Annotated in this window: 12 protein-coding genes; 5 read left to right on the forward strand and 7 right to left on the reverse strand. The window is 73.5% G+C overall.

Annotated features, from left to right (window positions below; translation table 11 throughout):
* Positions 1-47: 47 nt before the first annotated feature.
* From coxB to KSP35_RS01370, 3 genes are read left to right on the forward strand one after another with little or no spacing between them, the layout of a single operon-like run.
* The gene (gene coxB / locus KSP35_RS01360) at positions 48-878 is read left to right on the forward strand and encodes a cytochrome c oxidase subunit II (RefSeq protein ID WP_216998458.1); all 831 of its coding nucleotides are present in this window, start codon (positions 48-50) and stop codon (positions 876-878) included.
* Positions 875-2,563 carry a cytochrome c oxidase subunit I gene (gene ctaD, locus KSP35_RS01365; RefSeq protein WP_216998459.1) on the forward strand — a complete coding sequence of 563 codons (1,689 nt, stop codon included), beginning with the start codon at positions 875-877 and terminating at the stop codon, positions 2,561-2,563. The genes coxB and ctaD overlap by 4 nt, the downstream gene beginning before the upstream one ends.
* Entirely contained in the window at positions 2,556-2,993 is a 438-nt protein-coding gene (locus tag KSP35_RS01370; protein WP_216998460.1) for a cytochrome c oxidase subunit 4, read from the forward strand. Before ctaD ends, KSP35_RS01370 begins: the two co-directional genes overlap by 8 nt.
* Here the strand turns inward: KSP35_RS01370 and KSP35_RS01375 are convergent.
* The 6 genes from KSP35_RS01375 to KSP35_RS01400 all read right to left on the reverse strand — a co-directional run bounded on the left by KSP35_RS01375 (position 2,976) and on the right by KSP35_RS01400 (position 9,261).
* Positions 2,976-3,986 carry a hypothetical protein gene (locus KSP35_RS01375; RefSeq protein WP_216998461.1) on the reverse strand — a complete coding sequence of 337 codons (1,011 nt, stop codon included), beginning with the start codon at positions 3,984-3,986 and terminating at the stop codon, positions 2,976-2,978. The two genes, KSP35_RS01370 and KSP35_RS01375, sit on opposite strands and share 18 nt — an antisense overlap.
* Positions 3,983-4,972, reverse strand: coding sequence for a hypothetical protein (locus KSP35_RS01380; RefSeq protein WP_216998462.1), 990 nt, complete (start codon positions 4,970-4,972; stop codon positions 3,983-3,985). Before KSP35_RS01380 ends, KSP35_RS01375 begins: the two co-directional genes overlap by 4 nt.
* 486 nt (positions 4,973-5,458) lie before the next feature.
* On the reverse strand, positions 5,459-7,120 hold the full coding sequence (locus tag KSP35_RS01385) for a cytochrome b (RefSeq protein ID WP_216998463.1): 1,662 nt from the start codon (positions 7,118-7,120) through the stop codon (positions 5,459-5,461).
* A 13-nt stretch (positions 7,121-7,133) separates the two neighbouring features.
* A complete protein-coding gene (locus tag KSP35_RS01390; protein WP_216998464.1) occupies positions 7,134-8,054 on the reverse strand; it encodes a ubiquinol-cytochrome c reductase iron-sulfur subunit in 921 nt (306 codons plus the stop codon).
* Positions 8,051-8,890, reverse strand: coding sequence for a c-type cytochrome (locus tag KSP35_RS01395; RefSeq protein ID WP_216998465.1), 840 nt, complete (start codon positions 8,888-8,890; stop codon positions 8,051-8,053). Before KSP35_RS01395 ends, KSP35_RS01390 begins: the two co-directional genes overlap by 4 nt.
* Positions 8,887-9,261: a cytochrome c oxidase subunit 3 gene (locus KSP35_RS01400; RefSeq protein WP_216998466.1), complete on the reverse strand. Its 375-nt coding sequence runs from the start codon at positions 9,259-9,261 to the stop codon at positions 8,887-8,889. Before KSP35_RS01400 ends, KSP35_RS01395 begins: the two co-directional genes overlap by 4 nt.
* A 281-nt stretch (positions 9,262-9,542) precedes the next feature.
* On the opposite strand from KSP35_RS01400, the gene KSP35_RS01405 reads away from it, so the two are divergent.
* A complete protein-coding gene (locus KSP35_RS01405) occupies positions 9,543-10,388 on the forward strand; it encodes a cytochrome c oxidase assembly protein (protein WP_216998467.1) in 846 nt (281 codons plus the stop codon).
* 67 nt (positions 10,389-10,455) lie between these two features.
* Positions 10,456-13,320: an ATP-dependent DNA helicase UvrD2 gene (locus tag KSP35_RS01410; protein WP_216998468.1), complete on the forward strand. Its 2,865-nt coding sequence runs from the start codon at positions 10,456-10,458 to the stop codon at positions 13,318-13,320.
* A 7-nt stretch (positions 13,321-13,327) separates the two neighbouring features.
* On the opposite strand, the gene KSP35_RS01415 is transcribed toward KSP35_RS01410, so the two are convergent.
* Entirely contained in the window at positions 13,328-14,338 is a 1,011-nt protein-coding gene (locus KSP35_RS01415; RefSeq protein ID WP_216998469.1) for an LLM class F420-dependent oxidoreductase, read from the reverse strand.
* Positions 14,339-14,359 lie beyond the last annotated feature (21 nt).

Consider the following 14,359-nt stretch of genomic DNA (forward strand, 5'->3'; position numbering starts at 1 on the left):
CGCTCCCGGGTGCACCGGGTGGCAGGGGCGTGGGATACGGTCGGTCCATGGCTGCCCCCGGCCGTCGACCACGGTCGACCCGGGTCCTGACCAGCGCCGCGGCGCTGGGTGGGACCCTGCTCCTCTCGTCCTGCCAGCTGCCCCGCTTCGGTGCGCCCGAGCCGGCGAGCGACCAGGGCGGCCACACGCTCGGGCTCTGGCAGGGGTTCTTCGTCGCCGCCATCGTCGTCACCCTGTTCGTGTGGGTGCCCCTGGCCTTCGTGCTGCTCAAGTACCGCCGCACCCGCCGGGCCCGTCGGGGCGACGCCTCCATGCCGAGCCAGAAGGCCTACAACATCCCGATGGAGATCGGGTACACGGTGGTCCCGGTGCTCATCGTGGCCGTGCTGTTCTTCTTCAGCGTGCGCACCGAGCACGAGGTCACCGCCGTCTCGAAGGCCCCGGCGGTGCGCGTCGAGGTCATCGGCTTCCAGTGGGGCTGGCAGTTCCGCTACCTCGGCGAGGGCTTCACGGTCGACGCCCCGCCCGGCGAGAAGCCGCAGCTGGTGCTGCCCATCGGGGCCTCCACCAACCTCAAGCTGGTGTCGACCGACGTGAACCACTCGTTCTGGGTGCCCGACTTCCTGTCGAAGCGGGACCTGATCCCGGGCGTCGACAACGAGATCACCGTGACGCCCAACCGGGCCGGCACCTTCGAGGGGCGCTGCGCGGAGTTCTGCGGCCTCGACCACTGGAAGATGGGGTTCACCGTGCGCATCGTCCCGCAGGCCCAGTTCGACTCGTGGCTGGCCGAGCAGAAGGCGGCGGGCGGCACCGCCAGCGCCATCCCGCCCACCACCGCCACCACCAGCGACACCAGCGAGGGGAGCGGCGGATGACCGCCCTCGACGACCCGGCCACCCTGCCGATCGACGCCACCTACGACCCCGCCGGCCGCCTCGGCGAGCCCCGGCCGGCGAACGGGCTGCTCGCCTTCCTCACGAGCACCGACCACAAGCGCATCGGCATCTCGTACATGGTGACGGCGTTCGGCTTCTACCTGATCGGCGGGGCCCTGGCCATGGGCATCCGGGCCGAGCTGGCCGAGCCGGGCACCCAGATCGTGGGCGAGGGGCGCTACAACGAGCTGTTCACCATGCACGGCAGCGTGATGCTGTTCCTGTTCCTGGGCCCGTTCGCGTTCGGCCTGGCGAACTACCTGGTGCCGCTGCAGATCGGCGCCAAGGACATGGCGTTCCCCCGGCTGAACGCCCTGAGCTACTGGTTCTACCTGTTCGGCGGCCTCACGATGCTGTCCGGCTTCCTCACCGCCGACGGCGCCGCCGACTTCGGCTGGACGGGCTACACGCCGCTGTCGTCCATCGTGCGGTCGCCGTCGCCCGGCGCCGACCTCTGGCTGCTCGCCATCGTGCTGACCGGCCTCTCGGGCGTGCTGACCGCGGTCAACATCGTGGCCACGGTGATCTCCATGCGAGCACCCGGCATGACCATGTTCCGCATGCCGATCTTCACCTGGAACATGCTGGTCACCAGCCTCCTGGTGCTCATCGCCTTCCCGGTGCTCACCTCGGCTGGCGCCATGCTCTTCGTGGACCGCCACCTCGGCGGCCACATCTTCGACGCCGCCCAGGGCGGGGTGCCGGTGCTGTGGCAGCACCTGTTCTGGTTCTTCGGCCACCCGGAGGTGTACATCCTCGTGCTGCCCTACTTCGGGGTGGTCACCGAGGTCCTGCCGGTGTTCAGTCGGCGGCCGGTCTTCGGCTACGCCGGGCTGGTCTTCGCCACCATCGCCATCGGCGCGCTGTCGGTGGGGGTGTGGGCCCACCACATGTTCGCCACCGGGGCGGTGCTGCTGCCCTTCTTCACCGGCTTCTCCATGCTCATCGCCGTGCCCACCGGCGTGAAGCTGTTCAACTGGATCGGCACGCTCTGGGGCGGTGACATCGAGTTCACGACGCCGCTGCTCTTCGCGGTGGGCTTCATGTTCACCTTCGTGCTGGGCGGCGTCACCGGCGTCATGCTCGCGGCCGCCCCGATCGACTTCCACGTCACCGACAGCTACTTCGTGGTCGCCCACATGCACTACGTGCTCTTCGGCGGCTCGGTGCTGGCCCTCTACGCCGGCATCTACTACTGGTTCCCGAAGTTCACGGGCCGGACGCTGCACGAGGGCTGGGGCAAGCTCCACTTCTGGCTGACCCTGGTGGGCTTCCACCTCACCTTCATGGTCCAGCACGTGCTCGGCCTCGAGGGCATGCCCCGCCGGGTGGCCGACTACTACCCGGGCGACGGGTTCACCTTCCTGAACCAGGTCTCCACCGCCGGCGCCTTCCTGCTCGGGGCCTCCACGTTCCCGTTCCTCTGGAACGTGTGGCGCACGCTCAAGCTGAAGCGGGGCGAGCTGGCGCCGCCGAACCCATGGGAGGGCCACACCCTCGAGTGGGCCGCCACCTCGCCGCCGCACCCGCACAACTTCACCGAGCCGCTGCCGCCCATCCGCTCCAACCGGCCGGTGTGGGACGAGCTGCACCCCGAGCACACCGAAGGCGGCCACCGTGGCTGAGGTGGCCGACAACGCCGCCCCCGGCCCCGACGTCAGCGAGATCGACGACCGCGCCGACTCCCAGGTGCCCTGGCGGATCTTCGCCTTCATCGGGGCGTTCGTCCTGGTGATCTCCATCATCTACGGCGCCACCTCCGGCGAGGAGGCCGGCGCGGTCATGCTCACCGTCGCCGCCATCCTCGGCCTGTGGTGCGCGGTGTTCCTCTGGCGGAACCTGCGCCGCTACGAGGCCGGCACCTCCGGGCATCGAGGCGGCGACCACGAGGCCATGTACCTGCCCGAGGCCAGCCCCTGGCCCTTCGGCATCGGGCTCGGCCTCACCCTCGTGCTCAACGGCCTGCTCATCGGCACCTGGTTCCTGGTGCCGGGCGTGATGGTGCTGGTCCTGTCGCTGGCCGGCTTCGCCCGCCAGTCACGCCACCGGGCCTGACCGGGCCCGGACCCAGAGCTCGCCCACCAGGACCGGGGCGAGCAGGCGGACCTCGAACCAGTAGCCCGTGAGGCCCGCCACCAGCAGGTAGGGGAGGGCGAGCAGCCAGTAGGCGCGCACCGCCGTGCGCGCCTCGCCCGACGTGCCGAGCCCGGCGACCTCGGCGGTGCCTCGCCACCAGACCAGGAGGGCGACGAGGAGCAGGGCGCCGACCCACCCGGTCAGGCGGCCGACGTTGCCGGCGAGGGTCAGGCCGCTCCAGAGCGACGGGCCGGCACCGCCCTGGGCGGCCCCCACCCGCACCGACGCGTAGGCCGCCACACCGGCCAGCGACGAGGTGGCGGCGATCGTGGCCAGGCGGCGGTCGTCGCGCCGGACCCACCACACGGCCCAGAGGGCGGCCACCGCCAGGAGCGCCGACTCGCGGTTGGCCACCCCCACCGCCACGAGCACCGGCGCGGCCAGGTCCCACGGGGGGCGGGCCGTGGCGGCGACCAGGGCCGCCAGGAGGAGCACGTAGGACAGCTGGTCGTAGGGGGTCACCACGTAGCCGGTGGCGGCCACGGCCAGGACGAGGGTGGCGAACACCAGGGTCCGGTGGGGCTCGGGGAGGCCGGCCCGACCGACCACGACGTGGGCGAGGGTGGCGAAGGCCAGGAAGGCCACCAGGTTCACCAGGGTCATGGCGCTGTAGAGGTCGCCGTGGGGGAGCCCCGCCCGCCCGGAGGGGGAGACCCAGCCGGGCAGCGGGTTGCCGATGACGTGGTGCACGGCGCGCACCAGCTCGCGGCCCACCACCCGCGGGCGGTACACGCCGTGGTCGTACTGGCCGTCGAAGGCGGCGCGGTCGTACAGGGCGCGGGAGAACCAGGTGCTGGCGGCGAAGGTCGAGGCCACGCCGGCCACCACGGCCACCGCGCCGTCGCGCCACGCCGCAGTGGCCGCCGGGGTGGCCGCCGCCCGGCGAGGCGGAGGTCCGGCTGTCGATGTCATCGGTTCCCCTCCGCTCGAGCGGGGCGGAGCTTGGCACAACCCTCGCCGCCGGGGCCGCTGGTGCCGGGGGTTATCGTCCGGAGATGGGGAGGCGCTGGGCGGCGGTGGTCGCCGCGACGGCGGCGGCGATGGCGGCCGCCACGATCTGGGACCCGCTGTCGTTCCTGGCCGACGACTCGTGGTTCTACCTCGTCATCGGGCGCAACGTCGCCGACGGCCACGGCATCACGTTCAGCCGGACCATGCCCACCAACGGCTTCCAGCCCTTGTGGCAGGCCGTCGTGTCCGGGGTGCTGGTGGTGGCCCACGCCCTGGGCGCGACGTCGCCCACCGCCGAGGCCCGGGCGGTCCTCGTGGTCGGCTGGGCGGTCCTCGGCGCCGCGCTCTGGCGGCTCGCCGCCCTGCTGGAGCGGCTCGGGGCCGGCCCGGCGGGGATCGGGCTGGGTTGCACGGGGGCGCTGGTGTTCGTCGGCGGCCTCCTCGCCACGGCGGGGAGCGAGGCCAACCTGGTCCTGCTGGCCGTGGTCCTCGCCACCGGCGCCCTGCTGGACGTGCTCGCCCCGCCCGGGCCCACCACCGCTGCCGCCGCCCGCCTCGGGCTGCTGCTCGGCGTGCTGGTGCTCAGCCGGCTCGACACCGGCTTCGTGGCGGTCGCGGCCCTGGCGGCCGTGGTGCTCGCCGGCCACGGCGCGCGCATCGACCGGGTGCGAGCCGCGGTCGTGGCCGGCGGGGGCGCGGTGGTCGCGGTGGGGCCGTACCTGGCCTGGAACCTGGCCAGGTTCGACCACCTGCTGCCGATCGCCGGCGCCATCAAGCTCGACCGCAGCCAGCTGCTGTTCAACCTCCACGCCCTGGGCGTCACCGGCATCGGCCTCTTCGTGGCGATCGCCGCGCTGGCGCTGGTGGCCTTCGCCGGGCGACGCCCCACCCGGGCCCAGGCCGTCGCGTTCGCCGTGCCGCTGGCCGGGGGGCGTCGCGTCGAGCACGATCTACGTCCTGTGGGCGCCGGGCCGCTTCACGGACCTCGACTGGTACCGCATGCCCCACCTGCTGGCGGCCGCGGTGGCCGGCGCGCTGGCGGTCGAGCGGATCGGGGGCCGCTGGCCCCGGCTGCCGCCGCTCGCCCTGCCGGCGGTGGTCGTGCTGCTGGTGCCGGTGCTGGCCTGGGCCTTCACCACCCAGCGGGCCTTCGGCGCCAACCACGACTTCTGGCACCCGATCGCCGACGCGTCCGAGGCCATGGACCGCCAGGTGCCGCCCGACGGCGTCCTCGCCAGCCTCGACTACCCCGGCGTGGTGGCCTCCTTCAGTGGCCGCCGGGTGGTGGCGCTCGACGGCTTGACCGGCGACTACGCCTTCCAGGACGACCTGGTCCGCCGGGGAGGCGAGTGCGCCCTGGCCCGCAAGGGCGTGGGCTGGCTGCTCGTCGACGACCTGGACCGGCTGCGCCCCGTCAGCGGTTCGCCCGGCAGCTACACGGTGCTGGTGACCAGCTGGCTGCACCACGTCGACGTCGGCGAGCTGCGCCTCGATCCCGGCGACCGGGTGGCGCGCTTCGCCGGGACGCGCCTCAGCCTCTGGCGCATCCACCCGACCTGCTCGAGCTGAGCGTCGGTGCCGGTCGGGCTCAGTCGGCGCCGGTGGCGACCGGTTCGTCGACGGCGTCCGCGGCGGGCGGTCCGTCGTCGAGGTGGTCGGCGGGGTCCTTGCCGGGCCCGTGGCGCAGCCGGCCCGGGATCTCCCGCCAGTGCACCTTGCTGGCGATGGGCAAGCCGTCGCGGGCCGACAGCTCCTTGCAGAGCCGGTAGGTCCCCCACGCCGCGATGGGCGGCAGGATGAACAGCGCGAACCGGAACGTCCACAGCACCGAGTTCACCGACAGGCCGAACGTGGTGGAGAGCACGTCGGCGGCGCCGCCCAGGAAGCAGATGCTGTAGAAGGCGATGGTGGCGACGCCCAGGGCGGTGCGCACCGGCCGCTGGCGGGGCCGGTCGTCGAGGTGGTGGATGCCGTGGTCGCGCGTGACGCGCTTCCAGGAACGGCCAGGCGTAGAGCAGGCCGAACGTGGCGCCGGCGAGCAGCACGGCGGGGAAGAACGGGTTGGGCAGCTCGAAGCCGAAGAGCCGCACCTCCCAGCCCGGCATGATCCGCAGGGCGCCGTCGAGCCAGCCCATGTACCAGTCGGGCTGGCTGGCGGCGGACACCTCGGCGGGGTCGAAGGGGCCGTAGATCCAGATCGGGTTGATCTGCACCAGGCCGCCGAGCAGGCACAGCACCGACACGGTCAGGAAGAAGAGGCCGATGGCCTTGGCCGCGTAGGTGGGGAACACCCGCTCGCCCACGACGTTGTCCTCGCGGCGCCCCGGGCCGGGGAACTGGGTGTGCTTCTGGCGCACGATGATGAACAGGTGCACCCCGAGCAGGACCGTGATGGCCGCCGGGATCAGCAGGATGTGGATGACGTAGAGCCGCTCGATGATGTCGGGACCCGGGAACTCCCCGCCGAAGAGCAGCGACGTCACCCAGGTGCCCACCAGCGGGATCGACAGGGCGATGGAGTAGGCGATCCGCAGGCCGGTGCCCGACAGCTGGTCGTCGAGCAGGGAGTAGCCGGCGAACCCGTTGAAGATCGCCAGGATCAGCAGGGTGCAGCCCACCATCCAGTTCAGCTCGCGGGGCTTGCGGAAGGCGCCGGTGAAGAACACCCGGGCGAGGTGCACGACCATGGTGGCCAGGAACAGCAGCGCGGCCCAGTGGTGGATCTGGCGCATGAGCAGGCCGGCGCGCACGTCGAAGGAGAGGTCGAGCGACGACTTGTAGGCGTGGGTCATCTCCACGCCGCGCAGCGCGGCGTACGAGCCGTCGTAGATGACCTTCTCGCTCGACGCATCGAAGAAGAACGTCAGGTACACGCCGGTGAGCAGCAGCACCACGAACGAGTAGAGCGACAGCTCCCCGATCATGAACGACCAGTGGTCCGGGAACACCTTGTTCAGCGCGGTGCGGGCGAACTTGGCGCCGCCGAGGCGGTCGTCCACCCAGCGAGCGCCCTTGAACGTGGCGGTCCGCGAGGACGCCGCCTTGGCCTTGGCGCTGGGCGTGACCTTCGGCAGCGGCGGGGTCTGCTTGCTCACGATCGCACCGCCTTCACCGGTCTCGGTCCCAGAAGCCGGGCCCGACGGGCGAGGAGAAGTCGTCGGTGGCGATGAGGTAGCCGTCGTCGTCGACGCCCAGCGGGAGCTGGGGGAGCGGCCGGGCCGCCGGCCCGAAGATGGGCTTGGCACCCTCGAGCACGTTGAAGGTGCTCTGGTGGCACGGGCAGAGCAGCTTGCCCTCGCCGGCCTGGTAGAGCCCGACCGGGCAGCCCACGTGGGTGCACAGCTTGGAGTAGGCGATGATCCCGTCGACCACCCAGGCGTCACGGCCCTCGGCCAGGTCGAGCTTCTGGTTCGAGCGGGTGCGGATGACCAGCGTGGGCGAGTCGGCGTCGTCGGTGTGGTCCTCGGGGAACACGGTGAGCACGCCGTCGACGGCCAGGTCCTCCGGCTTGAGCGGGCTGTTGTCGGCCCGGACGAGGCGCACGCCGCCGGCGCGGCCCTTGGCCCGGGAGTACGCCGTCTCCTTGAGGCCCTTGCCGGGTCGGGGGCCGAGCGAGCGGATGGGGAAGAGGAGGGCGGCACCGAGCGCCGTGAGGGCGGCCCCGGCCGAGCCCAGCAGCAGGCGACGGCCCACCACGCTCTGCTCGCCGTGCTCGAAGGCGCTGCGGAAGTCGTCGATCTCCTCCTGGGTGGAGGCCAGCGACTCGCGCTCCTCGGTGACCTCGTCGTGGGGCATGAAGCGCTTGGCCCACACCACGATCCCGACGCCGATGCCGCCGGTGGCGACGGCGAGCATGAGCCCCTCGAGCTGGGTCTGGCCGCCCTGCCAGTAGACGACGCCGAGCCCGATGGCGGCCAGCGCGGCCACCAGGAAGCAGGCCGCGGCCAGCACCTCGGCCGAGGCGGTGGGCGGCGGGCCGGAGCGCTCCTGCTCGTCGTGCTCGGGCTCGTCGTGCTCCAGGTCGCTCACGAGCGCTTCCTCCGTCGGATGGGGCTGCGGGTGCCGATCCAGAACACGCAGGCGAGCAGGGCGGTCACGCCGACGAACCAGGCCACGAAGCCCTCGGGCACGGGGCCGATGCGGCCCAGCGGCACGCCGCCGGGGTCCTCGGGCGCCTTGAGGTACTCGACGTAGGTGACGAGGTCGTCGAGCTGCTCGTCGCTGATGGTCGACGGTCCGAACACGGGCATCTGGCCCGGCCCGGCCCGCACCGCGCCGGCGACCTGCTCGGGCTCGGCCTTCGACAGGGCCGGAGCGGCCCGGCCGTAGGACAGGGCGCCGCCGCTGCCCGAGGCCGAGTGGCAGGCCTGGCAGTTGGCCCGGAACACCTTGCCACCGCGGGAGAGCGAGGCGCCGTCGAGGTCGACGGCGGGGAGGGCGGGCCCGTCGCCGAGGCTGCCGACGTAGGCCACCAGTGCGGCGATGTCGTGCTCGTCGTAGGCCGGGTCCTTGCGGTGGGGCTGCTCGTCGGGGTTGCCCAGGGGCATGCGCCCGGTGGAGAGGTAGTAGTAGGCCGCGGCCTCGCCGGCCTCTTCCAGCGACGGGCCCCGCTCGTTGTCGCCGGCGTCCTTGACGCCCTGGCCCTGGGTGCCGTGGCAGCTGACGCAGCCCACCAGGTAGAGCTGGCGCCCTTCGGCCACCAGGTCGCCATCGGCCTGGGCGGGGGAGCGGCCGGTGAGCAGGAACGTGACCACCAGGGTCAGCCCCAGGGCGGCGCCGACGGTCCAGCGGGCGAGGTGCCGTGTGGCGGGCGCGCCGCCGGCGGGCTCGGCCTCGGCTCCGGTCTCCGCGGCCGCCTCGGTCACTTGACCAGGTACACGACGGTGAACATGGCCACCCAGACCACGTCCACGAAGTGCCAGTAGTAGGCGGCCATCTCGACGGTGCGCTCGGCCGGGGCCTTGGACCGCCCGCCGATCACGCCGGCGATCGACAGCAGGAAGATCAGGCCGCCGATGACGTGGAGGCCGTGGAAGCCGGTCATCAGGTAGAAGATCGACCCGTAGGCGTGGCTGCCGATGTGGAACGGCGCCTCGGCGTACTCCCAGGCCTGGTTGCCGATGAACACCGCGCCCATGGCGACGGTGGCCACCAGCCAGCGCACCGACCCGGCCCGGTCCTCGCGGCGGGCGGCCAGCACGGCCAGGTGCATGGTGGCGCTCGAGGCCAGCAGCACGACGGTGGCGGCTGCGGTGCGGGCGGTGGCCAGTTCGACGCCCTCGGGGGGGCCAGATGCCGCCCTCGGCGTTGGCCCGGAGGGTGAACCAGGCCGCGAACAGCCCGGAGAAGAACATCAGCTCCGACGCGAGCCACACGACCATCCCCACCTGGAGCGGGTCGGGCGTGCGGGTCGAGGGGGGCTCGGCGGTCACCGTCGGTTCGGCCACTGCCGTCGTTTCTACCAGGTCCCCTGGCGGCGACCCTCCCCCCGGAGGGCCAAGTCGTACCTTTGGTGGCGTGCCATCCATCACGCTCGGTGACGTCGTGCTCGGGTGGCGTCTCGATCCTGCCGCTGCGCTCGTCGCCGTGGCCGGGAGCGTCGCCTACGGGCGCGGCGTCCGCGACCTCGCCCGCCGGGGCCACCGGTGGCCCCGGCTGCGCACGACGGCCTTCGCGGTCGCCGTCGTCGCACTGGCGGTGGCCACCCAGTCGGGCATCGGCCGCTACGACGACCAGCGCCTCACCATCCACATGGTCCAGCACCTGCTGCTCGGCATGGTGGTGCCCTTCGCCCTGGTGTGCTCGGCCCCGCTGACCCTCGCCCTGCAGACCGGCCGGTCGGGTACCCGCCGGCTGGTGCGCAAGGCCCTGCACCACCCCGTGGCCCGCCTGGTCACCAACCCCATCGCCACGTGGGTGCTCTTCGGCGGCGGCATCGTCGCCATCTACCTGACCCCCCTGCTCGACCTGAGCGCCCGCAACGGCCTGGTCCACCTGGCCGTGCACGTGCACCTGGTCACCACCGGCAGCCTGTTCCTGGCCGGCCTGGTGGGCGCCGACCCGTCCCCCCGGCCCCTCCCGCACGGCGCCCGGCTGCTCTCGGCGCTCACCGCGGTGCCGTTCCACGCCTTCCTCGGCCTGGCCATGCTGTCGGCCGACGCCCCGCTGGCGCCCCGGGCCTACCCGTCGCTGCCGGACCAGCGGACGGCCGCCGGGCTGCTGTGGGGGATGGGCGAGCTGTTCACCCTGGCCGTGGCCGCCGTGGTGGTCCGCCGCTGGTACGTCACCGACCAGCGCGCCGCCGCCCGCTTCGACCGCCAGGACGACGCCCGCCGCCTCGCCGCCGCCACCGAGCCCGAGTAGCCGGCGGGCCCTGGCCGGGACCGGTGCTCGGGCGCTCGTTGTCACCGGGGCTGCGTAGGTTGGCGGGGTGCCCGTCCCCGGACCGGCCGCGCTCGGGCGCGGCGTCGTCGTCAACGCAGGTGGCGCCATCCCGGCGCCGTGGATCACCGCGCCGGTGGTCACCGTCGACGACGCGGTCCTGAAGGCGCCGGCGGCCGTGGTCGCCGCCCTCCACGCGGCGTGGGCCGAGCGGGAGCCGGTGGTGGTGGAGCTGGCGGTGGACCCGGCCCGCTTCCGGGCACCGCAGGACGTGACCGATGCGCCGTGGCGGCTCGATCCGGACTTCGAGCCGTGGTTCGACCGGCTGCACTTCCTGGTCTGGGCCAACACCTACGACGCCCGGGCCGGTGACCCGATCTGGTGGTGGGGCCGCAAGGCGGCCCGCCTCGGGGCCACGCCCACGCCGGACGGCGCCACCGACGTCGCGCTGCCGGACGGCACCGAGGCGTGGGTCGACGGCGGCCCGCGGCGGCCCTGGTCGGCGGCCGACCTCGCCGGTGCGCCCGTCGTCCACAGCGAGTCGGTCGAGCTGGGCCGCCTGGCGGTCGGGCCCGAGCCGGTGGCGCCCGCTGCGGACCTGGCGCCGGACCAGTTGGCCGCGGTGGCCCACCAGAGCGGCGCGGCCCGGGTGATCGCGCCGGCCGGCTCCGGCAAGACGCGCGTGCTCACCGAGCGGCTGCGCCACCTCCTGGCCGACTGCGGCCTGGAGCCCGAGTCGCTCCTGGCGGTGGCCTACAACAAGGAGGCCCAGCTCGAGCTGGAGCGGCGCACCACCGGCTTCCGCCCCCGGGTCCGCACCCTGAACGCCCTCGGGTACTGGGTGCTGGCCGAGCACCGGGGTGGGGCGCCTTCGCTGCTCGACGAGCGCGACACCCGGCGCCTGGTCGAGTCGCTGCTGCCCGGCCGCCGCCAGCGTCGGGCCAACACCGACCCCATCGGTCCGTACCTCGAGGCCCTGGGCACCGTGCGCCTCGGCCTGCGGGACCCGGCCGAGGTCGAGGGCGAGCGGGACGACGTCGACGGCCTGGCCGACCTCTTCCGCCCGTACCGCATCCACCTGGCCGACCGGGGCGTGGTCGACTTCGACGAGCAGATCTACGGCGCCATCGAGGTCCTCCTCGCCGACGGGGAGTTCCGGCGCTCCATGCAGGGGCGCTGCCGGCACCTGCTCGTCGACGAGTTCCAGGACCTGACCCCCGCCCACGTGCTGCTCATCCGGCTCCTCGCCCTCCCGACGCTCGACGTGTTCGGCGTCGGCGACGACGACCAGGTGATCTACGGCCACAACTCCGCCGACCCGGCCTTCCTCATCGACTACGGCGCCCTGTTCCCGGGAGCCACGCCCCACCCGCTCACGGTGAACTACCGCTGCCCGGTCGAGGTGGTCGACGGCGCCCGCACCCTGCTGGCCTACAACCACCGGCGCGTCCCCAAGGAGATCACCGCCGGCCCCGACGCCGACCCCGCCACCGGCGCGCTGCGCGTGGTCCACCACGGCCCGGACGATGCCGCGCAGTCGATGGTCGACGTGGTCCAGGGCTGGCTGGCCGAGGACGGCGTGCTCCCGAGCTCGCTGGCGGTGCTGGCGCGGGTGAACTCGCTGCTGCTGGCCCCGCAGGTGGCGCTGGCCGAGGCCGGCCTCCCGCTGCAGTCCGTGCTGCGGCCCGAGGTGCTGGAGCGCACCGGCATGCGCGCCGCGCTGGCCTACCTGCGCCTCGGCGTGGCGGGCGACGCCATGAGCCCGCGGGACATCGTCGAGGTCATGCGGCGCCCCACCCGCGGCCTGCCGCAGTGGTTCCCCGATCGCCTGGAGCGGCGCAGCACGTGGAGCGTGGCCCAGCTCAAGGGCATCGCCGACCAGGTGCCGGACAAGGAGGCCGCCAAGGTGCTGCGCCTGGCCGACGACCTCGCCGCCGTGGTGGCCGCCGCCCGGGGCGGCACCACCCGCTCGGTGCTGGAGGTGGTGCGGGACGACATCGGCCTGGGCACCGCCATGGGCATGCTCGACCGCACCGGCGGCGGCCAGGGCTCCAGCCACCTCGACGACCTCGAGGGCCTGCTCGGCGTGGCCGACCTCCACCCGGACCCTGCCGGCTTCGAGCCGTGGCTGCGCCGGGTGTTCGGGCGCGAGGCCGACCCCGAGGGCATCACCCTGTCCACCATCCATCGGGTCAAGGGCCGCGAGTGGGACCGGGTGCTCATCTTCGGCGTGGCCGACGGCGTGCTGCCGCACCGCCTCAGCACCGACGTCGAGGAGGAGCGCCGCGTGCTCCACGTGGGCATCACCCGTGGCCGCCACCGCGTGGCGGTGCTGGCCGACCGCACCCGTCGGTCGCCGTTCCTGGCCGAGCTGGCCGGCACCGCGCCGAAGCGGCCCGCCCCCCGCCCGGGCGAGGAGGCCGCGGCTCGCAAGGCCGAGGCCGTGCAGCCCCAGTTCAAGAAGGCGGCCAAGGGCAAGGGCGCCGCCGCCGCCGTCGACGGCATCGAGGTGCGCGAGGGCATGGTGCTCAAGGTCCTCGGTGGCTACGAGGGGGCGGTCGAGGAGGTCGACGGGCGCAGCGCCCGCCTGCGCCTGCCCACCGGCGGCACCCTGACCGTCCGCTACGGCGAGCGCGTGGAGCACGACGGGCGCACGGCGCCGCTCGCCCCGCCCACCGAGCTGTGGGGCGCCGCCGGCGTCGCCGAAGCGGCGCTGCGGGCCTGGCGCACCGCCCGCGCCAAGGCCGACGGCATGCCCGCCTACATCGTCCTCACCGACGCCAGCCTCCGTGGCATCGCCCTCTCGCGCCCCACCGACGCCGCCGGGCTCCTGGCCTGCGACGGCATCGGCCCCACCAAGCTCGAGCGCTACGGCGACGACGTCCTTGCCGCCCTCGACGAGGCGACCGGCTAGCGAGCGCTCAGCCGGCGCGGAGCTGCTCGACGGTGCCGCGCAGGAGCTCCGGCGAGCTCTTGTAGGGCGTGTAGAAGCTGAGCCGGTCGACCACGTCGCCGAAGCGGGCCAGCAGCTCGCCGGCCACCGCGTCGGGCTCGGCCACCACGGCGAAGGTGTGCAGCACGTCGTCGTCGATGCGCTCGCCCATCTCGGCCCACTTCCCCTCCTTGGAGAGGCCCTTGAGCTCGGTCTGCAGGTCGCCCCAGCCGTGGTGCTCGAGCACGCCGCGGTAGGCGGGGGTGGACGCGTAGAACGCGATCTGCTCCCGGGTGCCCTTGGCGGCGGCCGCCAGCTCCTCCTCGGTGGTGCCGGTGACGATGAAGGAGGGGAGCGAGAGCTGGAGGTCGGCGCGGGTGCGGCCGCTGGCGTCGAGGCCGGCGGCGATGGCCGGCAGCGTGACCTCCCGCAGGTAGGACTCGGTGGTGAAGCCGTGGACCAGCAGGCCGTCGGCCACCTCGCCCGCCACCTTCGTCATGAGCTCGCCCACCGCGGCCAGGAACACCTTGGGGGCGCCGTGGGCGTTGGGCCCCGGGTCGAAGAACGGCGTCATCAGCGTGTGCTGGTAGAAGTCGCCCTGGAAGTCCAGCTTGGTGCCGTCGGACCAGCTGGCCCAGATGGCCTGCATGGCCTGGATGAACTCCTTCATCCGCGCCGCCGGGCTGCTCCACGGCATGGAGAAGCGCCGGGTGATGTGGGGCTTGATCTGCGAGCCGAGGCCCAGCAGGAAGCGGCCCTCGGCGAAGGCGTTGAGGTTGTAGGCCGTGGTGGCCAGCGTCATGGGGCTGCGGGCGAAGGCCACGGCGATGCCGGTGCCGAGCTGGATGCGCTCGGTGTGCTCGGCGGCCAGCGTCAGCGCGAGGAACGGGTCGTGGTTCGTCTCCGCGGCCCACAGGCCGTCGAAGCCGAGGTCCTCCTGCCCCTTCGCCCCGGCTGCCGCCTTGGCCAGGTCCGATCCGATGCCTCCGTCGACCAACATGGCCGGCACCGTAGCCAACCC

The sequence above is a fragment of the Aquihabitans sp. G128 genome (assembly GCF_019048865.1).
Lineage (GTDB): Bacteria > Actinomycetota > Acidimicrobiia > Acidimicrobiales > Iamiaceae > Aquihabitans.

Excerpts from the sequence above, each read along its gene's own strand:
- coxB (WP_216998458.1), top strand. The coding sequence starts at position 48 with ATGGCTGCCCCCGGCCGTCGACCACGGTCGACCCGGGTCCTGACCAGC.
- ctaD (WP_216998459.1), top strand. The coding sequence starts at position 875 with ATGACCGCCCTCGACGACCCGGCCACCCTGCCGATCGACGCCACCTAC.
- KSP35_RS01375 (WP_216998461.1), bottom strand. The coding sequence starts at position 3,986 with ATGACATCGACAGCCGGACCTCCGCCTCGCCGGGCGGCGGCCACCCCG.
- KSP35_RS01415 (WP_216998469.1), bottom strand. The coding sequence starts at position 14,338 with ATGTTGGTCGACGGAGGCATCGGATCGGACCTGGCCAAGGCGGCAGCC.